Annotated in this window: 21 protein-coding genes; 10 read left to right on the forward strand and 11 right to left on the reverse strand. The window is 59.5% G+C overall.

Annotated features, from left to right (window positions below; all coding sequences use genetic code 11):
* Positions 1–5 precede the first annotated feature (5 nt).
* Positions 6–1,175, forward strand: coding sequence for a DNA repair protein (locus HBM95_19720; GenBank protein ID NIH45137.1), 1,170 nt, complete (start codon positions 6–8; stop codon positions 1,173–1,175).
* Here the strand turns inward: HBM95_19720 and HBM95_19725 are convergent, their stop codons facing one another.
* The gene (locus HBM95_19725) at positions 1,176–1,940 is read right to left on the reverse strand and encodes a siderophore-interacting protein (GenBank protein NIH45138.1); all 765 of its coding nucleotides are present in this window, start codon (positions 1,938–1,940) and stop codon (positions 1,176–1,178) included.
* 147 nt (positions 1,941–2,087) lie between these two features.
* On the opposite strand from HBM95_19725, the gene HBM95_19730 reads away from it, so the two are divergent.
* Positions 2,088–2,582, forward strand: coding sequence for a PadR family transcriptional regulator (locus tag HBM95_19730; protein ID NIH45139.1), 495 nt, complete (start codon positions 2,088–2,090; stop codon positions 2,580–2,582).
* Here HBM95_19730 and HBM95_19735 read toward each other — a convergent pair.
* A complete protein-coding gene (locus HBM95_19735; GenBank protein NIH45140.1) occupies positions 2,579–4,138 on the reverse strand; it encodes a HAMP domain-containing protein in 1,560 nt (519 codons plus the stop codon). The two genes, HBM95_19730 and HBM95_19735, sit on opposite strands and share 4 nt — an antisense overlap.
* A 336-nt stretch (positions 4,139–4,474) precedes the next feature.
* Positions 4,475–5,995 (reverse strand): PAS domain-containing protein, encoded by a 1,521-nt coding sequence (locus HBM95_19740; protein ID NIH45141.1) that lies wholly within the window; start codon positions 5,993–5,995, stop codon positions 4,475–4,477.
* Between the two features lie 408 nt (positions 5,996–6,403).
* Between HBM95_19740 and ygjG the strand changes: the two genes are divergently transcribed.
* The gene (gene ygjG, locus HBM95_19745; protein ID NIH45142.1) at positions 6,404–7,810 is read left to right on the forward strand and encodes a putrescine aminotransferase; all 1,407 of its coding nucleotides are present in this window, start codon (positions 6,404–6,406) and stop codon (positions 7,808–7,810) included.
* Between the two features lie 43 nt (positions 7,811–7,853).
* On the opposite strand, the gene HBM95_19750 is transcribed toward ygjG, so the two are convergent.
* Complete coding sequence (locus tag HBM95_19750; GenBank protein NIH45143.1) at positions 7,854–8,456, reverse strand: helix-turn-helix domain-containing protein; 603 nt, start codon at positions 8,454–8,456, stop codon at positions 7,854–7,856.
* 42 nt (positions 8,457–8,498) lie between these two features.
* Between HBM95_19750 and HBM95_19755 the strand changes: the two genes are divergently transcribed.
* Together HBM95_19755 and HBM95_19760 are read left to right on the forward strand one after the other, a co-directional pair.
* Positions 8,499–9,185, forward strand: coding sequence for a B3/4 domain-containing protein (locus HBM95_19755; GenBank protein NIH45144.1), 687 nt, complete (start codon positions 8,499–8,501; stop codon positions 9,183–9,185).
* A 12-nt stretch (positions 9,186–9,197) separates the two neighbouring features.
* Positions 9,198–10,046 (forward strand): dihydrodipicolinate synthase family protein, encoded by an 849-nt coding sequence (locus HBM95_19760; GenBank protein NIH45145.1) that lies wholly within the window; start codon positions 9,198–9,200, stop codon positions 10,044–10,046.
* 39 nt (positions 10,047–10,085) lie between these two features.
* On the opposite strand, the gene lsrG is transcribed toward HBM95_19760, so the two are convergent.
* Genes lsrG through lsrA form a run of 6 tightly spaced genes read right to left on the reverse strand, consistent with a single transcriptional unit; the run spans position 10,086 to position 15,771 of the window.
* Positions 10,086–10,379, reverse strand: a complete 294-nt coding sequence (gene lsrG, locus HBM95_19765; protein ID NIH45146.1) for a (4S)-4-hydroxy-5-phosphonooxypentane-2,3-dione isomerase — start codon at positions 10,377–10,379, stop codon at positions 10,086–10,088.
* On the reverse strand, positions 10,376–11,263 hold the full coding sequence (gene lsrF, locus HBM95_19770; GenBank protein ID NIH45147.1) for a 3-hydroxy-5-phosphonooxypentane-2,4-dione thiolase: 888 nt from the start codon (positions 11,261–11,263) through the stop codon (positions 10,376–10,378). The genes lsrG and lsrF overlap by 4 nt, the downstream gene beginning before the upstream one ends.
* Before the next feature lie 11 nt (positions 11,264–11,274).
* The gene (lsrB, locus tag HBM95_19775) at positions 11,275–12,276 is read right to left on the reverse strand and encodes an autoinducer 2 ABC transporter substrate-binding protein LsrB (protein NIH45148.1); all 1,002 of its coding nucleotides are present in this window, start codon (positions 12,274–12,276) and stop codon (positions 11,275–11,277) included.
* 1 nt (position 12,277) lies between these two features.
* Positions 12,278–13,255, reverse strand: a complete 978-nt coding sequence (locus HBM95_19780) for an autoinducer 2 import system permease LsrD (GenBank protein NIH45149.1) — start codon at positions 13,253–13,255, stop codon at positions 12,278–12,280.
* Positions 13,256–14,287: an autoinducer 2 ABC transporter permease LsrC gene (gene lsrC, locus HBM95_19785; GenBank protein ID NIH45150.1), complete on the reverse strand. Its 1,032-nt coding sequence runs from the start codon at positions 14,285–14,287 to the stop codon at positions 13,256–13,258.
* Positions 14,284–15,771 carry an autoinducer 2 ABC transporter ATP-binding protein LsrA gene (gene lsrA / locus HBM95_19790; GenBank protein NIH45151.1) on the reverse strand — a complete coding sequence of 496 codons (1,488 nt, stop codon included), beginning with the start codon at positions 15,769–15,771 and terminating at the stop codon, positions 14,284–14,286. The genes lsrC and lsrA overlap by 4 nt, the downstream gene beginning before the upstream one ends.
* A gap of 215 nt (positions 15,772–15,986) precedes the next feature.
* Between lsrA and lsrR the strand changes: the two genes are divergently transcribed.
* From lsrR to HBM95_19805, 3 genes are all read left to right on the forward strand, one after another.
* The gene (lsrR, locus tag HBM95_19795) at positions 15,987–16,955 is read left to right on the forward strand and encodes a transcriptional regulator LsrR (GenBank protein NIH45152.1); all 969 of its coding nucleotides are present in this window, start codon (positions 15,987–15,989) and stop codon (positions 16,953–16,955) included.
* A gap of 34 nt (positions 16,956–16,989) precedes the next feature.
* Positions 16,990–18,618 (forward strand): autoinducer-2 kinase, encoded by a 1,629-nt coding sequence (gene lsrK, locus HBM95_19800; GenBank protein ID NIH45153.1) that lies wholly within the window; start codon positions 16,990–16,992, stop codon positions 18,616–18,618.
* Positions 18,619–18,792: 174 nt separating this feature from the next.
* A complete protein-coding gene (locus HBM95_19805) occupies positions 18,793–20,814 on the forward strand; it encodes an NADPH-dependent 2,4-dienoyl-CoA reductase (GenBank protein NIH45154.1) in 2,022 nt (673 codons plus the stop codon).
* 120 nt (positions 20,815–20,934) lie between these two features.
* Here HBM95_19805 and rlmG read toward each other — a convergent pair whose 3' ends face one another.
* Positions 20,935–22,071: a 23S rRNA (guanine(1835)-N(2))-methyltransferase RlmG gene (rlmG, locus tag HBM95_19810; protein NIH45155.1), complete on the reverse strand. Its 1,137-nt coding sequence runs from the start codon at positions 22,069–22,071 to the stop codon at positions 20,935–20,937.
* Between the two features lie 83 nt (positions 22,072–22,154).
* On the opposite strand from rlmG, the gene HBM95_19815 reads away from it, so the two are divergent.
* Positions 22,155–22,658, forward strand: a complete 504-nt coding sequence (locus tag HBM95_19815; protein NIH45156.1) for a M48 family metallopeptidase — start codon at positions 22,155–22,157, stop codon at positions 22,656–22,658.
* Positions 22,659–22,728: 70 nt separating this feature from the next.
* Entirely contained in the window at positions 22,729–23,727 is a 999-nt protein-coding gene (locus tag HBM95_19820; protein ID NIH45157.1) for a Gfo/Idh/MocA family oxidoreductase, read from the forward strand.
* Positions 23,728–23,846 lie beyond the last annotated feature (119 nt).

Below are 23,846 nucleotides of genomic sequence, written 5' to 3' on the forward strand. Positions count from 1 at the left end.
GCATCATGAGCACACCGATCAAACGGCTAGAAATCATTAAAAATGCCATTGAACTGGAAGATGACGACATCATCCAGAGCCAGCTGACACGCCTGAAAAATGAAGCGTTTGACGATGAGCTACAGGCAATCGTCGTGATGCTTGAGCAAAAGAACTACACCGCGGCGATGGCGGCCATTACCGCCTGGCTGCAGAGCCAGCGCGCCGTGACCCAATGGCGCGATCCGCAGGTGGCCGCCAGCAAGCTGGAGCTGAAGGCGCTGGAAGAGCGACTGCGCGATCTGATTGACCGCCGCAACGCACGCGTACAGCAGCTTGATGAGTTCAACGATTTGTATTTTTCACGGCTGGGCCCGCTGATGCAGCAGATCCTCGCCCTGCGTAAAACCCTGGCGGAGCTGAACCTGCGTCGTCAGCAGGCGGAGGCGCGTCGTCGCGAGGAAGATTACCGTCGCTGCCAGCGCTATATGGCGCAGGCGGTAGAGGTGCTGGCTACGCTCACCCAGCGCTGGCGCGACCTTCCGGCCGACTCCGTGCAGGCCGCTGAGGCGCGCAAGCATCTTGAGCAGCAAAGTAATCTGATTGCCAACCTGCTGGCCGAAGCGCTTGAGCTGGAGAGCGGCTTAACGCGCGAAGAGGAGCCTACCCGGCAGGCCCGCGACGAGGCCAACGAAGAGTACGAGAAGTATCGCGAACAACATCACGATGCCGAAGTGCGTCTGCGTAAGGGGAAAGATCTCTCGGAAGAGGATCGGAACGAGCTCAAGCGCCTCTGGCGGCAGGCGAGCAAGCTCTGCCATCCGGATTTAGTCGCAGACGATCTAAAAGAGGAAGCCAACGCGATGATGGTGCAGCTCAACCAGGCGAAGCAGCGCGGCGACGTAAAAGCCATTCGCTCGCTGGTGGCCCGCCTGCAGCAGGGCTTCGAGCCATTGATGGCAAGCGACAGGCTGAACGATCTGGAACGTATCCGTAAAAAAATGGCGCAGGTCCGCGAGCAAATCGACACCTTAGTGCACGAGCTGGCGGAGCTGGAAAAAGAGGAGTCCTGGCTGCTGGTCTCGTCGCTGAGCAATATGGAAGCGTACTTTGCTCAGCAGGAAAAAGCGCTGCACGAGGTCCGCGCCTCGCTCGAACATCAGGTGAACGAAGCGCAGCTGGATTCGGCAGCCTGATTATTTAGCGTGCCAGTATGCGCTGGCACGCACCAGCTGCTGGTCAATCGAGTCGGTTTCAAACTGGCGGCTCAGGCTTTTCACCACCTTCCCTTCCCCGGTCAGCCAGATAAAGTAATCCTCAGCCGGAACGGTCAGCGCCGCCAGATGGTCCGCTACCGCCTGCACGTTGTGGCCCACCACCCATTTGATGTTGAATTCGCTCAGGTGCGCCAGATAGCCTTTGTAAGATTCGTCCCCGACCGTCACTACCGCTTGAACCTCCGGGTGAACCGGCAGTTTAACAATGCTCTCTAAGCGCCGACGCAGCGCGGGCATGCCGGACTCGTCGCACACGTACAGCTGCCAGGCGTAATCCTCCGGCACCACCAGAGAACCGCGCGGGCCGCCGATGGTCAGCCTGTCGCCCGCTTTCGCCTCGACCGCCCAGCGGCTGGCAACCCCGCCGTCATGAATGAAGAAATCGAGCAACAGCTCATGATTTGCCTCATCGTACAGCGGCGTATAGTCGCGCGCCTGCGGACGCACGCCGTCGCCCCAGTCGATGCCTTCATCGGTGACCACCGGCGGAACAAACGTGGTGCCAGGTGCCGGGAAAAAGACTTTGGTGTGGTCGTCGAAACCGCGGGAGCTAAAGCCCTCCAGCGCCTCGCCGCCTAAAACAATGCGCTGAAAGCCTGCGCTGATGCGCTCAACGCGGCGCACCGTCAGCTCGCGAAAGCGCAGGTCATTACGCACGCGCTGTGGGTAACGGGTAGATGCCATTTTTAGCCTCTTGTCTTGTGAATACGATATATCGAAACTGATTTTTAAATGATAATGATTACTAATCAGTAAAAATGCAAGATCTTTTAGATTGCATCTGAATATATCTTAGATATATTTTAGATATATCAAATTGAAGAGACTACTATGCGACACGAACACGATGGCGGCGGACGCCGACCGCGCTTTTTCGGCCACGGCGACCTGCGGCTGGTGATCCTGGACATCCTGACCCGCAGCGCGAGCCACGGCTATGAGCTGATCAAAGAGATCGAGAATCTGACGCAGGGGAACTACACTCCGAGCCCTGGGGTGATCTATCCAACCCTGGATTATCTTCAGGATCAGACCTTTATCACCATCACGGAAGAAGAAAGCGGTCGTAAGAAGATTGCGATTACCGCTGAAGGACAACGCTGGCTGGACGAAAACCGGGAACAGCTGGAACAGATCCAGGTGCGTATTAAAGCGCGCAGCGTCGGCTTTCAGCTGCGCAAAAACCCGCAGATGAAGCGGGCGCTGGATAACTTTAAAGCGGTGTTAGATCTGAAGGTAAATCAGGGAGAGCTCAGCGACGCGCAGCTCAAGCAGATTATCGGCGTAATCGACCGCGCGGCGCTGGAGATCTCCCAGCTGGATTAAGCCGGCGCGTGCTCGCTCACGCGGAAGACGCGTACCAGCTCTTTCAGGTGCATCGCCTGCTCGTTAAGGGATGCCGCCGCCGCGACGGACTCCTCCACCAGCGCAGAGTTCTGCTGGGTGGTGGCATCAATCAGGCCAATCGCGCTGTTGATCTGCGAGATCCCTTCCGTCTGCTCGTGGCTGGCCTGGCGGATCTCGCGCAGGATCACGTCCATCTCCTCCACGTTGCCGACCATCCCGTTGATCAGAGCGCTCGCTTTTTCCACCAGGTTCATCCCGTCCTGGGTCTGGCTGGTGGAGCTCTCGATCAGCTCGCGGATTTCACTGGCTGACGACGCGCTCTTCTGGGCAAGCTGGCGCACCTCGCCGGCCACCACCGCAAAACCGCGGCCGTGCTCGCCGGCACGCGCCGCTTCCACCGCCGCGTTCAGCGCCAGAATGTTGGTCTGGAAGGCAATGGCGTCGATCAGGTCGATAATGTCGGACATCCGGTTCGACGTCTCGTTAATCAGGCGCATTTTGCTGGTCACCTGCTTCATCATCTCCCCGTTGTTTTTGACCACCGTGGCGGCATCTGCCGAGAGGTTGGTCGCTTCGCCGGTGTGCGAGGCGGTGTTTTTCACCGTCGCGGTGATCTGCTCCATCGAGGCGGCGGTCTGTTCAACGGAGCTGGCCTGCTCTTCGGTGCGCGCGGCCAGATCCTGGTTCCCGGCGACAATCTGCGCGGCCGCGCTGGAGATATTCTCCGAACCGGTTTGCACCTGCTGCACAATGTCCAGCAGGCGGTTTTTCATCTCCATCAGCGCGTGCAGCAACAGGCCCGTTTCGTCCTTGCCGTGCGGCGTGATGCTGCCCGTCAGGTCGCCCTCTGAAATGGCATTGGCAAACTTCACCGCCTCGCCGAGCGGACGAGTAATAGCGCGCACGATAAACCAGCCAATCAGGCTGCCCGCCGCAACGCTAAACAGGGTGATCAGGATCAGCAGTAGCCGGTTGGATTTAAAGTCACCTTCCACCTGCTTCCCTGCGCTCTGCATCTCATGGTTCTGAATCGCAATCAGCTCCTGCACTTTGGCTTTATAGGCCTGCTGCACGGTGAGGGTGCGGGTCATCATCTCCTGGATTGCAGCCGCGCGATCGTTGTTCTGCACCGCCTGCAAAATGCGATAGCGCGAGTCCAGATACTGCTGACGAACGTCGCGGATCTCGGCAAGGACCTGCTGTGATTTCGGATCCTGCAACACGCTGTTTAGCTCACCCAGAATCAACGTAATATGTTCGCTGATCGTTTTAAGATGCTGCTGCGACTGCGCCGTGTACGTTCCCTTATCATCCAGTAACATGAGCTGCTGAGTGCTAATAAATTCCTGGAAGTTGTCGATTAACTGGTTCGCTTTTACCGTGGTCGGATAATCATGGGTAATGATGGATTGCATCCCGTTGTTAGCCCGGTTCAGACTCAGTAAGGACATACTGGCGCTAACTACCATCAGGACAATAAAGAATCCAAACGCCAGAAATAATTTCGTGCCGATCTTTACGTCATGTAAGAACATATTTTCTCCATCGATGTGATTATTTCTCAGACGATCGCTGTTATCGGTAACGAATCCGCTAACTTTATGACTTTGATCGTTTTTTTATTTCATAACCATCACAATGGATAGGTAGAGGCTATTAATACAGCCTCATCGATCGTTACCAGACCACCAGAACAGGGTTTTACAAAATAGCATCACGGAAAACTGACTTAGGCAGGAATAAATAACTGAGGCACTTTCTTTAGTTATTTAATATCTGATTAACAATAAAACATATTAATAGTCACAAGCAGAAATAAAAAAGCCGTTTATTCCTTACGGTATAAACGGCTTTTCCGGAACACTACTGGCTCAATGGAGCACCGTTACCGCATCCTTAAGACGCCCGGCGCGGTGTTTCACCATGGCAGAAATGTGCGCGCTCTCCTCGACCAGGTCGGCATTTTTCTGCGTGATGCTGTCCAGCTCCGCCACCGCACGGGTTAATTCTGACAGTCCGGTGGCCTGCTCGGACGTCGAGTGGCTGATCTGCGCGATAAGCTGCGTCACGTTTTTCACCTGCTCGACAATGTCATCCATCGTGCGGCCTGCGGCGTGCACCTGCTCAGAGCCGGACTGCACCCTGCTGGCGCTGGCATCAATCAGCTTACGGATATCGTTAGCCGCATTAGCGCTGCGGCTGGCGAGATGGCGGACTTCCCCCGCGACTACGGCAAAGCCTTTTCCCTGCTCGCCGGCCCTTGCCGCTTCAACGGCCGCGTTCAGCGCCAGGATATTGGTCTGGAAAGCGATATCGTTAATCAGGGTGGTAATCGAGCCAATTCGCTGCGTGCTGTCGGCGATGTCGTCCATGGTTTTGACGACGGTCTGCATCGCGTTTCCGCCCTCCGTCGCCGCGCTGCTCGCAGCCACGGAGAGTTTATCCACCTCAGCGGCGGTTTCAGAGTTGCTCTGAACGGAAGCGGCCATCTGGTTCATCGTTGCGACGGTCTGCTGCACGTTCGCCACGGTCTGACGTGTACGATCGTTCAGCGCTTCATTCCCCTGCGCCAGCCTGTCGCTGCCGTCACGGACGCTCATCACCTGGCTTGAGACGTCATTGATGAGCCAGCGGCACATCAGCCCCAGCTGTCCTACCGCGCGAAGGGTCAGCCCCAGCTCGTCGCTGCGGTTCAGATGCTGCACGCTGTTACGCTCGCCGGTCGCCACCTTCAGCGCCTGACGCGCCACGTTCTCGATCGGGCGGACAATCTGCTGCTCAAACAGCAGCGTACCCAGCAGCATTACCACGGCAGCCGCTGCGAGCGGTGCCCAGCCTGCGGAGGCTGACAGCAGGGTAGCGGCAAGCGCGGCAAAGAGTACCGCCATCACGCTGCGTACCCGCCAGCGCAGCGGCATTGCAGGAAGTTTACCCCGCCAGCCCTTACGCACCACCAGCCCTTTGTGAATACGTTTTTTACAGCTCCCGTTATTCAGCGCCCGGTAGAGCGGCTCCACGGCGGCAATCTCTTCCTCCGTGGCTTTGGTGCGGATCGACATATAGCCCGTCACCTGCCCGCGGCGTACCATCGGCACCGCATTCGCACGCACCCAGTAGTGGTCACCGTTTTTGCGTCGGTTTTTGACAATCCCGCTCCACGGCTCGCCCTGCTGCAGCGTGTACCACATATCGGCAAACGCGGCTTTTGGCATATCGGGGTGGCGCACCATATTGTGCGGCTGGCCCGTCAGCTCATCAAGCTGGTAGCCGCTCACCTGCACAAAGGTGTCGTTGGCGTGGGTAATGTAGCTGTGGACGTCTGTGGTAGACATTAAGGTGGTGTCGTCGTCCAGAGGATAATTATTCTGGGTGACAAAGGAGGGAGAAGACATGATGGGCATTCCTTGCAGGTTATTCGAATGTTAATTTTGTGGTTTATTGTTTTTTCGGCGGTAAACAATTTATCTTTAGTTGTTAAAGTTGATGGAGATCGCAGATTTCACTTAAACCGCACTTTTTGTGAGATTTTATAATTCATTGATTTCAAATACTTTCACAAAGAAATTACCTACAAAACATGACCTGTTAACGCCCACTTAAGCCGCAAGCAATGCACTCCTTTAGTGCAATTGCCCTTTTCTGCCCCTCACAACGTATGTTGCCGTGTTCCGCGAAATCCCGTTTCGGTTGTATTGGCATGATTAAATATTGTGCAACAATATTTTAACCTGGCGTTTATCCCGATTTTCGTTAAGTCATCTGAAGTGGCGTAATCCCTGCAATACTTAAACCAGTATCATGTGATACGCGATCCCCGGGAGCACATTTTGAACAGGTTACCTTCCAGCGCCTCGGCTCTTGCCTGTACCGCGCACGCACTGAATCTCATTGAGAAGCGAACGCTCGATCATGAGGAGATGAAACAACTTAACCGAGAGGTCATCGATTACTTTAAAGAGCACGTCAATCCTGGTTTTCTGGAGTATCGCAAATCTGTTACCGCCGGCGGGGATTACGGAGCCGTAGAGTGGCAAGCGGGAAGTCTTAATACGCTTGTCGACACCCAGGGACAGGAGTTCATAGATTGCCTGGGTGGTTTCGGTATCTTCAACGTGGGGCACCGTAATCCAGTAGTGGTTTCCGCCGTACAGAATCAACTTGCGAAACAACCTCTCCATAGCCAGGAACTGCTCGACCCGCTTCGCGCCATGCTCGCGAAAACGCTGGCGGCCTTAACCCCCGGCAAACTGAAGTACAGCTTCTTCAGCAACAGCGGCACGGAATCGGTCGAAGCGGCGATTAAGCTCGCCAAAGCGTACCAGTCGCCGCGCGGGAAATTCACCTTTATCGCCACCAGCGGCGCGTTCCACGGTAAATCCCTGGGCGCACTGTCGGCGACCGCGAAATCCACCTTCCGCAAGCCGTTTATGCCGCTGCTGCCGGGCTTTCGCCACGTGCCGTTTGGCGACATCAACGCCATGCGCACCGTGCTGAGCGAATGCCGTAAAACCGGCGATGACGTGGCGGCGGTGATCCTGGAGCCGATTCAGGGTGAAGGGGGTGTAATCCTCCCTCCGCAGGGCTATCTGCCCGCCGTGCGTCAGCTGTGCGATGAGTTTGGCGCGCTGCTGATCCTCGACGAAGTGCAGACCGGGATGGGACGCACCGGCAGGATGTTTGCCTGCGAGCATGAAAACGTTCAGCCGGACATTCTGTGTCTGGCGAAAGCGCTCGGCGGCGGCGTGATGCCAATAGGAGCAACGGTTGCAACGGAAGAGGTGTTCTCGGTGCTGTTCGACAATCCGTTCCTGCATACCACCACCTTTGGCGGCAACCCGCTGGCCTGCGCGGCGGCGCTGGCCACCATCAACGTGCTGCTTGAGCAAAACCTGCCCGCGCAGGCGGAGCAGAAAGGCGACATGCTGCTGGACGGCTTCCGCCAGCTGGGGCGTGAGTACCCGGACCTGGTGCAGGAGGCACGCGGCAAAGGAATGCTGATGGCGATTGAGTTTGTCGACAACGAAATCGGCTACAGCTTCGCGAGCGAGATGTTCCGCCAGCGGGTGCTGGTGGCCGGCACGCTCAACAACTCGAAAACCATCCGCATTGAACCACCGCTGACGCTGACCATTGAGCAGTGTGAGCAGGTGCTGAAAGCGGCGCGTAAAGCGCTGGCAGCGCTGCGGGTGAGCGTGGAAGAGGCGTAAAAAATGCCGGGCCTACGTTTTGTTTTCTGTAGGCCCGGCTTTTTTAACGGTGGAACTCCGCCACCGTCATGGTAAAGCGCAGCACGTTTTTTCCCTCATTCGCATAGCCGTGCGCGGCTTCGGTTTTCGCCACCGCCGATGCGCCTGCATTAACCTGCGTCACCGTCTCGTCCACCGTCAGTGTCAACACGCCTTCGTTCACGTGCAACAGCTCAAAGGTTCCCGACGGATGCCCTGTCGAGGTGAAATACTCCCCCGGATGCATCTCCCACTGCCATAACTCAATCATATCCGGGCCCGCAGTGCCTGCCAGCAGCCTGGCGTAACCGCCCTGTTCGCCCTGCCACAGCACCGGAATCGCCGCTTCTTCGATAACGTGCACCAGCGGCTCGCTGGAGACGTTGACGATATCCGCCACGGAGATGCCGAGCGCGGCGGCCAGCTTGCACAGGATGGCGATGCTAGGGTTGGCTGCGCCCTTTTCGATCTCCACCAGCATCCCTTTGCTGACGCTGGCCCGGCGGGACAGCTCGTCCAGCGACAGCTTTTTCTCTTTCCGCCAGTTGCGGATGCGGTTCGCCACGGCCAGGCTTACCTGGGCAACATCGGCACCCTGCGCAGTCATTATATTGACTTTATCAGTCATTGGTCACTACCATGGTATAAAACAGTCAATACAGGATTATTTATGTCTCTCGTTACGCCGTCAATAGACTCACGTCTTGCCGGGATTGCCCCGGGCTTTCGGGCACTGAGCATTCTGGTTGAAGCTGCGCCGATTATCCACCCGGAGGTTGCGCCCGCCGCGCTGGCGCAGGCCTGCCGGCAGGTGTTGAATGATGATGTTCCATGGGCTGATGCACACCTTTCAGGCTGGGATGAGGTGTTCAAAGCCTTCGGTGCGAAGCCGAAACGCACGCCCTGTTCGGCCTCTGCCCTGCGCAAGCGGGTACTGAAAGACGGTTCGCTGCCGTCGCTGGATCCGGTCGTGGATATCTATAACGCGGTGAGCATTCGCTATGCCATTCCGGTGGGTGGGGAAAATCTCGCGGCGTACTCGGGTGCGCCCCGTCTGACGCTGGCCGACGGCAGCGAGCCGTTTGATACCTTCAAAGAGGGACTGCCGGTGGTGGAACACCCGGAACCGGGTGAGGTTATCTGGCGCGACGACCTCGGCGTCACCTGCCGCCGCTGGAACTGGCGCCAGGGGATACGGACGCGTCTGGACAGCCAGGCGCAATCCATGTGGTTTATTCTTGAAAGCCTGCCGTCGATGCCGCTTGCGGCACTGGAAGAGGCAGGAGAGGAGCTGGTCAACAACCTGCAGCAGCTGATGCCGGGAGCCACGGCTCAGGTCCAGCTGCTGACGCTGTAAGAGGACAACACGATGTTTCACGGATTAAGCGCGTTTCCGTTAACGCCCCTGAAAAATGGGATGTTTGACGAGCAATCCTTCATCAATCTTCTGCGCCCCGTGGTCGACGCAGGCGTGGACTCACTGGGCATTTTGGGCTCAACGGGAAGTTATGCCTATCTGACCGTTGAAGAGCGCGGCCGAATCACGCGCTGCGCGGTGGAGCATGCTGGTGACGTTCCGGTCATCGTCAGCATCGGCGCACTTAGGCTGGACGATATTCTGCGTCTGGCTGACGACGCGCAAGCGGCAGGTGCATCTGGCGTGCTGATGGCACCCGTGTCGTACCAGCGATTAACGGAAGATGAAGCGTTTAATCTCTATGAAACGGTGACTCGCCAGCTCTCCGTACCGCTGTGTATTTACGATAATCCCGCCACGACCGGTTTTGCGTTTAGCGATGAATTGTTATTTGCTACCGCGGCCCTGCCGAATGTGGGCTCCATTAAGCTTGGCCGCGTGCCGGAGGAGCTGTCGCAGGTACGCGCTCGTCTTCCTGATACCGTCACGCTGGGCATTGCCGGCGACTGGCGGGCAGCATCTGCCCTGCAGGCCGGGTTTGACGTCTGGTATTCGGTCATCGGCGGGTTGTTTCCGCAAACAGCGCTGGCGATTGCGCGTTCGAAAGAGGCGGCGCAATCCGAGCGGCTGGAGCCGCTGTGGGAATTGTTCCGTCGTTACGGCAGCTTACGGGTGGTGGCAGCAGCGGCAGAAATGCTGGGGAAAGTTGAAACACCCGCGCTCCCCTTCCCGCTTCAGGCTATTCAGGGTGAGCCGCGCGAAGCGCTTGCTGCGATTCTTGCGGAGCTGAAGCTGGCCTGAACAACGCCGGGTGGCGCTTGCGCTTACCCGGCATGACCGCTACTGCGGCAACAGCCCCACAAAACTGCGTTTTTTGCGCGGCTCCGACATCAGCTCCTCAAGCTTATCCACGCATGCCAGATAGTGCGGCGTTTGCTTGTGCGCCAGCACCGCCTCTTCGTCTTTATAGGCTTCGTAGATAAAGAACCGGGTTTTCACCCTTGGATCCTGCAAGACGTCAAAGCGCAGGTTCCCCGGCTCCCTGATTGCCCCCTCGTGGTTGGCGCGAAACACCTCCAGAAACTCGTCCACGCGCTCGGGTTTGATGTTGATCTCCACTAACGTCACGTTCATTTCGCTTCTCCCTGTTTCTCTTCCTGCCAGAACTGGAACGCGTCACGGGCGTTCCAGCTCTCGTGAACCACTTTCTTCACCGCCTTCAGCATGGCAAGCGGCGCGCTGGACTGGAAGATATTGCGTCCCATGTCCACGCCGGACGCGCCCTGGTCGATCGCCCGCCAGCACATCTCCAGCGCCTCGTGCTCCGGCAGCTTTTTGCCCCCGGCGATGACGATCGGCACCGGGCAACTGGCGGTCACTTTTTCAAAGCCCTCGTCCACGTAGTAGGTTTTGACGAACTGCGCCCCCATTTCGGCGGCGATGCGGCTGGCGAGCGAGAAATAGCGCGCGTCACGCGCCATCTCTTTGCCCACGCCCGTCACCGCCAGCGTCGGCATGCCGTAGCGCGCGCCCGCGTCTACCAGCTTGATGATATTGTTGATCGACTGATGCTCAAACTCGCTGCCGATGTACACCTGTGCCGCCACGGCGCAGACGTTCAGGCGCAGGGCATCCTCCATCGCCACCGCCACGCACTCGTTCGACAGCTCGCCCAGAATCGAATTACCCCCGGAGGCGCGCAGCACCACCGGTTTGTTCGTCGCGGCGGGCACCTGGCTTCTCAGGATTCCGCGGGTGCACATCAGCACGTCGGTTTCACCAAACAGCGGCGCGATGGAGAGATCGATACGCTCAAGGCCAGTGGTCGGCCCCTGAAAGTAGCCGTGGTCAAAGGCCAGCATCACTGTGCGGTTGCTCTGCGGGTTGAAGATGCGCGAAAGCCTGGACTGCATGCCCCAGTCCAGCGAGCCGCAGCCTTTCAGCGTGAACGGTACATTCTGCTGAGGCGTGCCGATGCCAAAATCCTTGCCGTCTTTGATGTCGTCTAAATCAGCCATTTGCTCCCCCGTCAGAAATCGTATTTATTGATGTTCTCTTTAGTGAACACCACGCGCTCCGGCAGCAGCACAATGCCGTTGCCCTTCGCCTCATACTGGTAGCCCTGCACGCTGTTCGGCTCGACCTTCAGCGCGCCGATATCTTTTACGTCCACGCTGTCGCCGACGTTAAGATCGCCTTTTTTCAGCAGGCGATCGGCGACATTGACCGCAATTTTGCCCTGTTGTACCACGTCCCACAGGCCGAAGGCCTTCACCGTGCCGCGCTCAACGTACGGGCGCATCACGTTCGGCGTGCTGAAGCCGACAATCGCCACCCCTTCGCGCTTCAGGTTTTCCGCCGCCTGTGCCGCTGCCGGCAGCGCGTTGGCGTCCGGGGCAATGATCGCATCCAGATCCGGATACGCTTTTAAGATCCCTTCGGCGGTTTGCAGGGATTTGGTGGCGTCGTTATAGCCAAACTGGGTGGTGACGATCTGCCACTGCGGGTGATCTTTCTCGATTTTGGCTTTCGCCTCTTTCACCCACTGGTTCTGGTCGGTAACGGTGGGGCTTGAGTAGAAGAACGCCACTTTAGCGTTCGGTTTGGTGACCTGCTTGCCCGCCATCTCCACCAGCAGGCCGCCAAGCTGCTCCGGCGTCCCCTGATTGATGTAGATGCTGCGGCACTCCGGCTTAGTGTCGGAATCCCAGGTCAGGACCTTGACGCCGCGCTGCATCGCGCGCTTGAGTGCCGGACAGAGGCCGTCCGGCGACACGGCGGAGACGATAATGGCGTTATAGCCCTGGTTAACGAAGTTATTGATGAGCTGCACCTGGCCGGAGACGCTCGGCTCGGTTGGGCCGTCGTAGGTCACGTCCACGCCGAGGTCTTTCCCCGCCTCTTTTGCGCCGTTGCCGCCGCTGGTGAAGAAGCCCACGCCTACCAGCTTCGGGATAAAGGCAATGCGGTCCGCCGCCTGCGCCGAGGCGAAGCTGAGGGCCATTGCCAGGACAAACAGTTTTGTTTTCATCTTACGCTCCGGATAGTTTTCTGAAGAGAGAACGCACCCACTCGCGGTGCAGACTCAGCGAACGTCCCATCACCACCACAACCAGCAGCGCCCCTGACAGCGCGCTCGACACCTGGTTTGGGATGCCGACCATCTGTAACCCCTGCTGCAGGTAGCCCACCAGCAGCGCCGCCAGCGCCGTACCGACAACCGAACCTGAACCGCCGTAGATATTGGCCCCGCCGAGCACGGCGGCGGTCAGCGCGGGCATGAGCAAATCGCGCCCCAGATCCGAACGCGCGGAGCCGAAATAGGAGACCATCACCAGCGCGGCAATCGCCGAGGCCACGCCCACCAGACCGTACAGCGCGTAGGGCATGCCGTTCACCGACAGCGCCGCATAGCGCGCCGCGCGCGAGTTCTGACCGATTAAAAACAGATGTCGGCCAAAGCGCCCGCGGTGGGTAATCAGCCAGAAGAAGGCGGTAATCACCGCGAACAGCACCAGCGGGATCGGCAGACCCAGCACCGTGAGGTTAGCGAACGCCGTGAAGCTGTCCGGGAAGCCGCCGATGCCCTCATAGCCTGTAGCTCCCGCCATGCCGGAGAGCAGCAGCGCGCCGCCGCCGTAGAGGTAGAGCGTGCCGAGGGTGATAACCAGCGGGCTGATGCCGGTGTAGTGAATAAGCGCGGCATTAAATAATCCGCACAGCAGGCCGAGCAGCAGCGTCAGCGGAACAGCGACCGCCATCGGCCACCCCGCCTGCATCATCACGCCCAGCGCGATGGCGCACAGGCCGATGGTCGAGCCGAGGGAGATGTCGATCCCGCCGCTGATGATCACAAGCGTGAGCGGCAGCGCCACGATGCCGATGCAGATAAAGTCGCTGGTGCTGAACAGCAGCATGTTGACGTCGAGCATGCGCGGGTTGATGGCGCCAAAGAGCAGGATCTCCAGCACCAGTAAAATCAGCAGCGCGCTTTCCCAGTTAAGCCTCATTTACGCCACCTCTTTTTTGCGTTTGGGAAACGGGGTGACATGCTTTCCCCCTTTGTTACCCGGCTGGAAGCGACCGTACTTCAGCGCCCGCTGATGACGCGCCAGCGCCTGGCGCAGGCGCCCGTCGAGCACCAGCACGCCCAGCAGCACCAGCCCGGCGATAAAGTCGTTCCACCACGCCGGGAGCCTGAACAGCACCAGCACGGTGTCGATTTGGGTCAGGAAGAAGGCCCCGAGCAGCGCGCCAACCAGCGTGCCCGTGCCGCCCAGCAGCGAAATACCCCCGAGCACGCAGGCGGCGATGGCCTTCATCTCCAGCCCGCTGCCGGTCTGGTTGGGTACAAAGCCAATCTGCGCGGCAAAGACGATCCCGGCGCAGGCCGCCAGCATGCCGTTCAGGGTAAAGGCAATGATGCGGGTGCGGTTCACCGCCACGCCCAGCTGGCGCGCGGCGGCGAGGTTATCCCCCACCGCGTAAAAATCACGCCCGAACGCGGTACGCGACAGCGTCCACGCGCCTGTGGCCGCGACGATCAATACCAGCATGCCGAGCGGCGAAATGCCGATGGCGGCTGGCTCAGAGAGGGATTTCAGCCCCGGCGGCAGCCCTTCAATCCACTTTCCGCCGGTCCAGAGCAGCATCGCCCCGCGGTACAGCCCCAGCGTGCCGAGGGTGGCGACAATCGCCGGGATGCGCAGCCCCACTACCAGGAACCCGTTGAACGCCCCGGCCAGCGCCCCAATAGACAGCGCGAAAAGAATGGAAACCGGCAGGCTGTAGCCGCTATTCAGCGCCACGCCGACGGCAATGGCGGACAGCCCGACGATGGAGCCGACGGACACGTCGATATTGCGGGTCAGCATCACCAGCGCCGCGCCGATGGCCAGCAGGATCAGGATCTGCGAGCTGGCGAAGATCATCCCCAGCGTCTGTAAACTCAGATAGGACGGGTTCAGCGCCACCAGCACGGCGAACAGCGCCAGAATGGCGAGAAACGTGCTCAGCTCGCGGTTTTTGAGTAAGGTCTTCATGATTGCCCTCCAAACGCCAGCGTCATCATCTTGTCGAGACTGACGGCGTGGCGCGGCAGCTCGCCGCTGAGTACCCCCTGATGCATCACCAGCACGCGATCCGCGAGGCCGGGAAACTCGTCGAGATCGCTTGAGATCATCAGCACCGCCACGTTCTGCGCCGCCACGCTTTTAATGAGCTGGTAGATGTCAGCGCGCGCCGAGACGTCCACGCCGCGCGTCGGTTCATCGACGATCAGCAGTAAAGGGTTGGCCTCCAGGCAGCGCGCCAGCAGTACCTTCTGCTGGTTGCCGCCAGAGAGCGTGCGCACGGTTTGATCCGCATGGTTGAGCTTGATCCCCAGCGCCCGGTGGTAGCGCTCCACCACCGCCGACTCCCGCTTGCGCTGCTGCCAGAGAGACGGCTCGTTCAGCGCCACCGTGTTCCAGCGGATCGGCGCGTCGAGGAACAGGCCGGACACCTGCCTGTCTTCCGGCAGGTAGACCAGCCCTTTGTCCAGACGTGAACTTACCGGCTCGCCTGTAATGTCCTGATTCTCCAGCCAGACGCGGCCCCCGCGCACGGGCCGCAGGCCGTAGAGCGTTTCCGCAAACTCGGTGCGCCCGGATCCCACCAGCCCGGCCAGGCCGACGATCTCCCCGGCGTAGATCTCAAGGCTAAGATCGATAAACCCTTCTCCGGTGAGATCGTCCACCCGCAGTACCGGGAAATCCTGCGGCTGGGTGCGGCGGTTGCCCGGCAGCGCCAGCCACAGCTTTTGCGTATCGCTGAGAGATTTCTCCCGGCTGACCGGCGTCATGGCGGCGATCAGGGCGCCATCGTCAAACTGCGCGGTTTCGCCGCTCAGCACCACCGCACCGTCGCGCATCACCGAGACGTGGCTCGAAAGCATGCGAATTTCCGGCAGCTTGTGCGAGATAAAGACGATCCCGACACCAAGATCCTGCAGGGCGCGGATCTGGCGAAACAGCCGTTCGGTTTCGCCGGGTGTGAGGGAGGCCGTAGGTTCGTCGAGGATCAGGATCCTCGCGTTGCGCATCAGCCCGCGCAGGATCTCCACCATCTGCTGATCCGCCACCTCCAGGGTGCTGGCGGCGGCATCAAGGTTAAGCTGGCACTGCAGCTGCTGGAGTTTCTCCGCCAGCCGCTTTTCCAGATCGCGCTCACGCGGCAGGCGGAACAGGATGTTTTCCCGCACCGTCAGGTTGGGGAACAGCAGCGGCTCCTGCGGCACCAGATAAATGCCTAACCTGTGCGCCTGTACGGGCGTGAGCCGCGCATATGACTGCCCCTCGACAGAAAGTTCACCGCTGTCCGGCGTCTCGACCCCGGCGATGATCTTCATCAGTGTCGATTTTCCCGCGCCGTTTCCGCCCATCAGGGCGTGCACCTGGCCCGCAAACAGCGTGAAATCAATGCCTTTAAGAACCGGCACGCCTGAGAACTGTTTGCTGATATTCCGCGCGTCGAGAAGTGAGGTCATCATCGCTCCGCTATTGAACAAATGATTTTTAGATTTAATAATGTTCAAAAGCGTAGACGGTGAACTATATTTACAACCGTGCAGGGATCACAGTTTTATCGATTGAGATACAGATAAACCAGAAACGATCGAAATGATCCGTTTTGTCGCGTGGCTCACACTTTCCCTCCGCGCCATCACGAACATATGATCTAAATTTTTATAAGAGTTCAACTATGAGCGATAAACGCACTGCGGAAGAAGGACGGTTTGCCGGGCTGGCACTGGCGGAAGAGGAACTCGTGGCGCGCGTGGCCTGGTGCTACTACCACGACGGATTAACCCAGAACGATATCGGCGAGCGGCTCGGGCTGCCGCGCCTGAAGATTTCTCGCCTGCTGGAGAAGGGTCGTCAGTCCGGGGTGATCCGCGTGCAGATCAACTCCCGCTACGAGGGCTGCCTGGCGCTGGAAACCGAGCTACAGCAGCGCTTTGGCCTGAAGCTGGTGCGCGTGATGCCCGCCCTGAATACGCCGCCGATGAACGTGCGGCTGGGCATAGGCGCGGCGCAGTCCCTGATGGGCGTGCTGGAGCCCGGCCAGCTGCTGGCGGTGGGGTTTGGTGAAACCACCATGAGCAGCCTGCAGCACCTGAGCGGCTTTATCAGCTCGCAGCAGATCCGCCTGGTGACGCTCTCCGGCGGCGTCGGGCCGTATATGACCGGCATCGGCCAGCTGGACGCGGCCTGCAGCGTCAGCATGATCCCCGCCCCGCTTCGCGTGTCATCCGCCGAGGTGGCCGGGATCTTAAAACGCGAGACCAGCGTGCGGGACGTGATCCTCGCCGCCACCGCCGCCGACGTGGCGGTGGTCGGCATTGGTTCGGTGAACCAGCGCCGTGACGCCACCATACTGCGCTCCGGCTATATCAGCGAAGGTGAACAGCTGATGTACGCCCGCAAAGGCGCGGTCGGCGACATTCTCGGCTATTTCCTCAATGCCGAGGGAGAATGCGTCGAGGAGCTGGAGATCCATAAAGAATTACTGGGCGTCACGCTCGATGAACTGGCGCAGCTGCCCACCATCGTTGGCGTGGCCGGAGGGGAAGAGAAAGCCGATGCGATTTATGCCGCACTGAAGGGTCGCCGTATCAATGGCCTGGTGACGGAGGAGACGACAGCCCGCGCGGTGCAGGCCCTGACGTAACGGGGTTGCCCTGCGCTAACAACGAGGCAAGCTCATGAGTTACCTTTTAGCGTTAGATGCAGGGACAGGCAGCGTTCGCGCCGTGATTTTCGATTTACAGGGCAACCAGATTGCCGTCGGCCAGGCCGAGTGGAAGCACCTGAGCGTGGAGAACGTGCCGGGGTCGATGGAGTTCGACCTCGAAACCAACTGGCAGCTGGCCTGCCGGTGCATTCATCAGGCGCTGGAGCGTGCGCGCCTGAGCGCGGCGGACATTCAGTCCGTCGCCTGCTGCTCGATGCGCGAAGGGATCGTGCTGTACGACCGCAACGGCGAGGCCATCTGGGCCTGCGCCAACGTCGACGCCCGCGCCAGCCGCGAGGTGGCCGAACTCAAAGAGATCCACGATTACCGTTTTGAATCCGAAGTGTATGACGTCTCAGGGCAAACGCTGGCGCTGAGCGCCATGCCGCGCCTGCTGTGGCTGGCGCACCACCGTCCGGATATTTATCGCAAGGCCGCGACTATCACCATGATCAGCGACTGGCTGGCGGCGAAGCTCTCCGGCGAGCTGGCGGTCGACCCGTCTAACGCGGGCACGACGGGCATGCTGGATCTCTTCTCCCGCGACTGGCGTCCGGCTCTGCTCGACATGGCCGGCCTGCGCGCCGATATCCTCTCCCCGGTGAAAGAGACCGGCACCGTGCTGGGCGCTGTCACCAGAGAGGCCGCGCAGCAGAGCGGCCTGCGCGAGGGCACCCCGGTGGTGATGGGCGGCGGCGACGTGCAGCTGGGCTGTCTGGGGCTGGGCGTAGTCCGCGCCGGACAAACGGCGGTGCTGGGCGGCACCTTCTGGCAGCAGGTGGTGAACCTGCCGCAGGTGCGCACCGACCCCGAGATGAACATCCGCGTGAACCCGCACGTGATTCCCGGCATGGCGCAGGCGGAGTCGATCAGCTTCTTTACCGGGCTGACCATGCGCTGGTTCCGCGACGCCTTCTGCGCCGAGGAGAAGCTGATTGCCGAGCGGATGGGGATGGACACCTATTCCCTGCTGGAAGAGATGGCGAGCCGCGTACCGGCAGGCTCCCACGGGGTGATGCCGATCTTCTCCGACGCGATGCATTTCAAGCAGTGGTACCACGCCGCGCCGTCGTTTATCAACCTCTCCATCGACCCGGAAAAGTGCAACAAAGCGACGCTGTTCCGTGCCCTGGAAGAGAATGCAGCGATCGTCTCGGCCTGCAACCTGGCGCAGATCTCTCGCTTCTCCGGCGTGACATTTGAGAGCCTGGTGTTTGCAGGCGGCGGTTCCAAAGGCGCCCTGTGGAGCCAGATCTTAAGCGACGTCACCGGGCTGCCGGTGCGCGTGCCGGAAGTGAAAGAGGCGACGGCGCTCGGCTGCGCGATAGCGGCAGGGGCTGGCGCGGGGCTGTTTGCGGATATGGCCTCGACGGGCGAACGGCTGGTGAAGTGGAGCCGCGAGTTCACGCCAAACCCGCAGCACCGCGAGCTGTACGACGGCATGATGCAGAAATGGCAGGCGGTGTACGCGGACCAGCTTGGGCTGGTGGACAGCGGGCTGACGACGTCGATGTGGCAGGCTCCGGGGTTAGTAAAAACCCACACCCCTCACCCTGCCCCTCTCCCCAAAGGGGAGAGGGAAAAAACCAGAGCGAGCTGATTCTTTAAGACCGCACCGGACAGTCCCCTCTCCCCTCCGGGGAGAGGGTTAGGGTGAGGGGCATTATTTGAATCCCATCACAATCACCGCATTCCCCTTTTCCCTTTTACTCCCCGCTGGCTAAATTAGTAACTCATCCGACCACATAACAATAATTTTACACTGGAAGAGACTATGAGCCGCTACCCGTCGTTATTCGCCCCTCTCGATCTGGGGTTCACCACACTCAAAAACCGCGTGTTGATGGGGTCGATGCACACCGGGCTGGAGGAGCATCCGGACGGGGCCGAGCGTCTGGCAGCCTTCTATGCCGAGCGCGCCCGCCACGGGGTGGCGCTGATTGTCACCGGCGGCGTAGCCCCTGCGCCTTCCGGCGTGGGCATGGAGGGCGGCGCGGTCCTGAACGATGCGTCACAGCTGCCGCACCACCGCATTGTGACCGACGCGGTACACCGCGAGGGCGGTAAAGTCGCCCTGCAAATCCTGCACACCGGACGCTACAGCTATCAGCCGAACCTGGTCGCGCCGTCGGCTCTTCAGGCACCGATTAACCGTTTTAAACCTCACGCCCTGACCCACGATGAGATCCTGGCGCTGATCGACGACTTCGCCCGCTGCGCGGCGCTGGCGCGCGAGGCGGGCTACGACGGCGTTGAGGTGATGGGCTCGGAAGGCTACCTGATCAACGAGTTCCTCGCCGCCCGCACCAACCAGCGCGACGACGAATGGGGCGGCGACTATGCCCGCCGGATGCGCTTTGCCGTGGAGGTGGTGCGCGCGGTGCGCGAACGCGCGGGCGCAGACTTTATTATCATCTTCCGCCTGTCGATGCTCGACCTGGTAGAGGGCGGCGGCACGTTCGACGAAACCGTGCAGCTGGCGCAGGCGATTGAAGCAGCAGGTGCCACGATTATCAACACAGGCATCGGCTGGCATGAGGCGCGCATCCCGACCATCGCCACGCCGGTGCCGCGCGCGGCGTTCAGCTGGGTGACGCGGAAGCTGAAAGGCAAAGTGTCCGTTCCGCTGGTCACCACTAACCGCATTAACGACCCGCAGGTAGCGAACGATGTGATCTCACGCGGCGACGCCGATATGGTGTCGATGGCGCGGCCGTTCCTTGCCGATGCCGAACTGCTGTCTAAAGCGCAAAGCGGCCGGGCGGATGAGATCAACACCTGCATCGGCTGTAACCAGGCCTGTCTGGATCAGATCTTCGTCGGGAAGGTCACCTCCTGTCTGGTTAACCCGCGCGCCTGTCATGAAACCAAAATGCCGGTGGTTCCGGCGGTCAATAAAAAACGCCTGGCCGTCGTGGGCGCTGGCCCCGCAGGGCTGGCGTTTGCGGTGAACGCCGCCTCGCGCGGGCACAGCGTGACGCTGTTTGATGCGCTGGCGGAGATTGGCGGTCAGTTTAATATCGCCAAACAGATCCCCGGCAAAGAAGAGTTCTATGAAACGCTGCGCTACTACCGCCGGATGATTGAGCTGACAGGCGTCGAGCTGCGGCTTAACCAGTTTGTAAATGCGGCGGATCTGATCGGTTTCGACGAGGTGATCCTGGCGAGCGGGATCGTGCCGCGAACGCCTGCGATCGAAGGTATCAATCATCCGAAAGTATTGAGCTATCTGGATGTATTGCGAGACAAAACGCCGGTTGGCGAGAAGGTGGCGATTATCGGCTGCGGCGGGATCGGCTTTGATACCGCCATGTATTTAAGCCAGCCGGGCGAGGCCACCAGCCAGAACATTGCCGAGTTTTGCGTAGAATGGGGCATTGATACCAGCCTGAGCCAGTCCGGCGGATTACGCCCGGAAGGGCCGCAGCTGCCGAAAAGCCCGCGCCAGATCGTAATGCTCCAGCGTAAGGCCAGCAAGCCGGGCGAAGGGCTGGGCAAAACCACGGGCTGGATCCACCGCGCCACCCTGCTCTCGCGCGGGGTGAAAATGATCCCGGCGGTGAGCTACCAGAAGATCGACGACGAGGGTCTGCACGTCACGATCGGCGGCGAGCCGCAGCTGCTGCGCGTGGATCATGTCATTTTGTGCGCCGGGCAGGAGCCAAAGCGGGATCTGGCCGATCCGCTGCGCGAGGCGGGTAAAACGGTGCATTTGATCGGCGGGTGCGACGTGGCGATGGAGCTGGATGCGCGGCGGGCCATTGCGCAGGGGACGAAATTAGCTCTGGAGATCTAGAGCATTGTCGGGCGGCCAGGGTAAAAGCAAAACGGCAACCCCGTTGCCGTTTTTAGTGTTTGCTCCCTCTCCCTGTGGGAGAGGGTTGGGGTGAGGGCATCAGGCCGCACATACCCAATCTTACCGACGACGTCCCAGCTTCACCGACTTCAGCACCACGAATTTGTTATTGGTGGCAATGGTGACACAGTTGCCGAAAATCTTCTTCAGCTTGTGGAAGTAGTCCAGGTGGCGGTTCGCCACGATGTACAGCTCGCCGTTGATTTTCAGGCAGCGGCGCGCGTGGTGGAACATCTCCCACGCGACGTTATCCGTCAGGGCATGCTTCTGGTGGAACGGCGGGTTGCAGAACACCGCATTAAAGCGGAAAGGCTCTACGCCAGACAGCGCGTTGTTGATCATAAACTCGCAGCGATCCACCGCTTCCGGCATGTTGGTTTCCACGTTCAGACGGCTGGAGGCCACCGCCATCGGCGACTCGTCGCTGAACACCACGCTGGCTTCCGGGTTTTTCGCCAGCAGCGTCAGGCCAATTACGCCGTTGCCGCAGCCCAGATCGACGATTTCCCCTTCCAGGTTTTCTGGCAGGTGCTCCATAAAGAAACGCGCCCCAATATCCAGACCGGTGCGGGAGAAAACGTTCGCATGGTTGTGGATGGTCCAGTCGGTCCCTTCCAGCTTCCAGCTCAGGGTCTCCGGCGCGTCGGCCAGCTCCGGCGCGCTGAACGTACAGTTGATCAGGCGCGCTTTTTTCCAGGCCAGCGTCGTGGTGGTTGGGCCAAGGACCTTCTCGAACAGCTCCAGCGTCGAGGTGTGAATATCGCGCGCTTTGGCACCCGCGATGATGCGGGTTTCCGGCGTCACGACCTTACGCAGCGCGCGCAGCTGCTGCTCCAGCAGCGCCATGGTTTTTGGCACTTTAATCAGTACCACACCCGGTGCCTGCGGGTAGTCCGCGGTGCTGTCGAGGAACTTCACGCTGGACTCGTCGAGGTCGTTATGGCGCAGGTTTTCACGCGTTGCCAGCTCGCTTAAGTAGGAATCGCCGATGCTGTAAGGCGTGTGCTCCGCCAGGGCGCAGCCGAGCGCGCCAAACGCGTCATTCAGGATCAAAACCGGGCCGCGGATTTCAGTCTCATCCAACTGCTGCAGCAGATATTCATCCGCCGCTTCCCACGCCTGAAGCGGGTTAACGTCGTCCGTTTCCGGGAAACGTTTAAGGTTGAGTGAACGGAAACCGTTGTCTAAGTGGCTCATCGGCCCTCCTGAATGGTAAAATTTGGCGTATCCCTGAAAAGGGTGCGTGAGTATACCCGTTTTATTGTCGATTTGGGGCGTTGATGAACCAACTAACTTATCTCCAGGGCTACCCGGAGCATTTACTTTCTCAGGTTCGCACCCTGATTGCCGAGCAAAAGCTCGGCGCGGTACTGGAAAAATGCTATCCCGGCACGCACGATTTCGCGACCGATAAGGCCCTCTGGCAGTATACGCAGGATCTGAAAAACCGGTATCTGAAGAGCGCGCCGCCGATCAACAAGGTGATGTACGACAACAAGATCCACGTGCTAAAAAACGCGCTCGGCCTGCACACTGCGATTTCCCGCGTGCAGGGCGGCAAGCTGAAGGCGAAGGCCGAAATCCGCGTCGCGACGGTTTTCCGTAACGCGCCGGAAGCCTTTCTGCGGATGATCGTGGTCCATGAGCTGGCGCATCTGAAAGAGAAAGAGCACGACAAAGCGTTCTATTCCCTGTGCTGCCACATGGAGCCGCAGTACCATCAGCTGGAGTTTGACACCCGTTTGTGGCTTACGCATTTATCGTTAAATGGTAATGCGGAATAGCGCACTGGTTTTGCAATAATCCCGTGCTAAAGTGGCTTAAGGTTCCCCGCTACGGAGTACGTAAACGTTTATGATACGTTTCGCAGTCATTGGTACGAACTGGATCACGCGCCAGTTCGTCGACGCCGCCCACGAAACCGGCAAACTTAAACTCACCGCAGTTTACTCCCGCAGCCTTGAGCAGGCGCAGAGTTTTGCTAACGACTACCTCGTCGAACATCTCTTTACCTCCCTTGATGAGATGGCGCAAAGCGACGCCATTGACGCGGTCTATATCGCCAGCCCGAACTCCCTGCACTTCCCGCAAACGGCGCTGTTTCTCAGCCATAAAAAGCATGTGATCTGCGAGAAGCCGCTGGCCTCGAATATTGAGGAAGTGGAAGCGGCCATTGCGCTTGCCCGCGAAAATCAGGTGGTGCTGTTCGAAGCATTCAAAACCGCAAGCCTGCCGAATTTCCTGCTGCTGCAGCAGTCCCTGCCGAAAATTGGCAAAGTGCGCAAAGCCTTTATCAACTACTGCCAGTATTCGTCGCGCTATCAGCGCTATCTCGACGGCGAAAACCCGAATACCTTTAATCCGGCCTTCTCAAACGGCTCCATCATGGACATTGGTTTTTACTGCCTGGCCTCTGCGGTCGCGCTGTGGGGCGAGCCGCACGGCGTCACGGCCACCGCCAGCCTGCTGGAGAGCGGCGTGGATGCGCACGGTTTAGTGGTGCTGGACTACGGCGATTTTAGCGTCACGCTGCAGCACTCCAAGGTGAGCGATTCCGTGCTGCCGAGCGAAATTCAGGGCGAAGCCGGGTCGCTGGTCATCGAGAAAATCTCCGAATGCCAGAAGGTGAGCTTTGTGCCGCGCGGCGGGAAAGCGCAGGAGCTGACGCAGCCTCAGCATATTAACACTATGCTCTATGAGGCAGAGGTCTTCGCCCGTCTGGTGGGAGACAACGAAGTGAATCACCCTGGCCTCGCGGTTAGCCGCACCACGGCGAAGCTGCAAACGGAGATCCGCCGCCAGACCGGCGTAGTGTTCCCGGCAGACGGCGTGAGCGCGGAAGCTATCGCGTAAAGGTGTGTAATGAAACGGCGCAGACCATTGACGAAACAAATGGTCTGACATATTTTGTTACCTGCAAAGGGGAGTAACTTCTTCGCCGGTGGATCGTCATTACGATGCGTGCAAAACCG

It is taken from the genome of Enterobacter asburiae (assembly GCA_011754535.1).
In the GTDB taxonomy this organism is placed as follows: Bacteria; Pseudomonadota; Gammaproteobacteria; order Enterobacterales; family Enterobacteriaceae; genus Enterobacter; species Enterobacter cloacae_N.

What these genes read in the sequence shown, in the direction of transcription:
- lsrG (NIH45146.1), bottom strand. Translation starts at nt 10,379, where the DNA reads ATGAACGTGACGTTAGTGGAGATCAACATCAAACCCGAGCGCGTGGAC.
- HBM95_19720 (NIH45137.1), top strand. Translation starts at nt 6, where the DNA reads ATGAGCACACCGATCAAACGGCTAGAAATCATTAAAAATGCCATTGAA.
- HBM95_19760 (NIH45145.1), top strand. Translation starts at nt 9,198, where the DNA reads ATGTTTCACGGATTAAGCGCGTTTCCGTTAACGCCCCTGAAAAATGGG.
- HBM95_19725 (NIH45138.1), bottom strand. Translation starts at nt 1,940, where the DNA reads ATGGCATCTACCCGTTACCCACAGCGCGTGCGTAATGACCTGCGCTTT.
- HBM95_19780 (NIH45149.1), bottom strand. Translation starts at nt 13,255, where the DNA reads ATGAGGCTTAACTGGGAAAGCGCGCTGCTGATTTTACTGGTGCTGGAG.
- HBM95_19750 (NIH45143.1), bottom strand. Translation starts at nt 8,456, where the DNA reads ATGACTGATAAAGTCAATATAATGACTGCGCAGGGTGCCGATGTTGCC.
- lsrA (NIH45151.1), bottom strand. Translation starts at nt 15,771, where the DNA reads ATGACCTCACTTCTCGACGCGCGGAATATCAGCAAACAGTTCTCAGGC.
- lsrR (NIH45152.1), top strand. Translation starts at nt 15,987, where the DNA reads ATGAGCGATAAACGCACTGCGGAAGAAGGACGGTTTGCCGGGCTGGCA.
- HBM95_19735 (NIH45140.1), bottom strand. Translation starts at nt 4,138, where the DNA reads ATGTTCTTACATGACGTAAAGATCGGCACGAAATTATTTCTGGCGTTT.
- HBM95_19815 (NIH45156.1), top strand. Translation starts at nt 22,155, where the DNA reads ATGAACCAACTAACTTATCTCCAGGGCTACCCGGAGCATTTACTTTCT.
- lsrK (NIH45153.1), top strand. Translation starts at nt 16,990, where the DNA reads ATGAGTTACCTTTTAGCGTTAGATGCAGGGACAGGCAGCGTTCGCGCC.
- HBM95_19820 (NIH45157.1), top strand. Translation starts at nt 22,729, where the DNA reads ATGATACGTTTCGCAGTCATTGGTACGAACTGGATCACGCGCCAGTTC.
- HBM95_19755 (NIH45144.1), top strand. Translation starts at nt 8,499, where the DNA reads ATGTCTCTCGTTACGCCGTCAATAGACTCACGTCTTGCCGGGATTGCC.
- HBM95_19730 (NIH45139.1), top strand. Translation starts at nt 2,088, where the DNA reads ATGCGACACGAACACGATGGCGGCGGACGCCGACCGCGCTTTTTCGGC.
- lsrC (NIH45150.1), bottom strand. Translation starts at nt 14,287, where the DNA reads ATGAAGACCTTACTCAAAAACCGCGAGCTGAGCACGTTTCTCGCCATT.
- lsrF (NIH45147.1), bottom strand. Translation starts at nt 11,263, where the DNA reads ATGGCTGATTTAGACGACATCAAAGACGGCAAGGATTTTGGCATCGGC.
- rlmG (NIH45155.1), bottom strand. Translation starts at nt 22,071, where the DNA reads ATGAGCCACTTAGACAACGGTTTCCGTTCACTCAACCTTAAACGTTTC.
- HBM95_19740 (NIH45141.1), bottom strand. Translation starts at nt 5,995, where the DNA reads ATGTCTTCTCCCTCCTTTGTCACCCAGAATAATTATCCTCTGGACGAC.
- HBM95_19805 (NIH45154.1), top strand. Translation starts at nt 18,793, where the DNA reads ATGAGCCGCTACCCGTCGTTATTCGCCCCTCTCGATCTGGGGTTCACC.
- lsrB (NIH45148.1), bottom strand. Translation starts at nt 12,276, where the DNA reads ATGAAAACAAAACTGTTTGTCCTGGCAATGGCCCTCAGCTTCGCCTCG.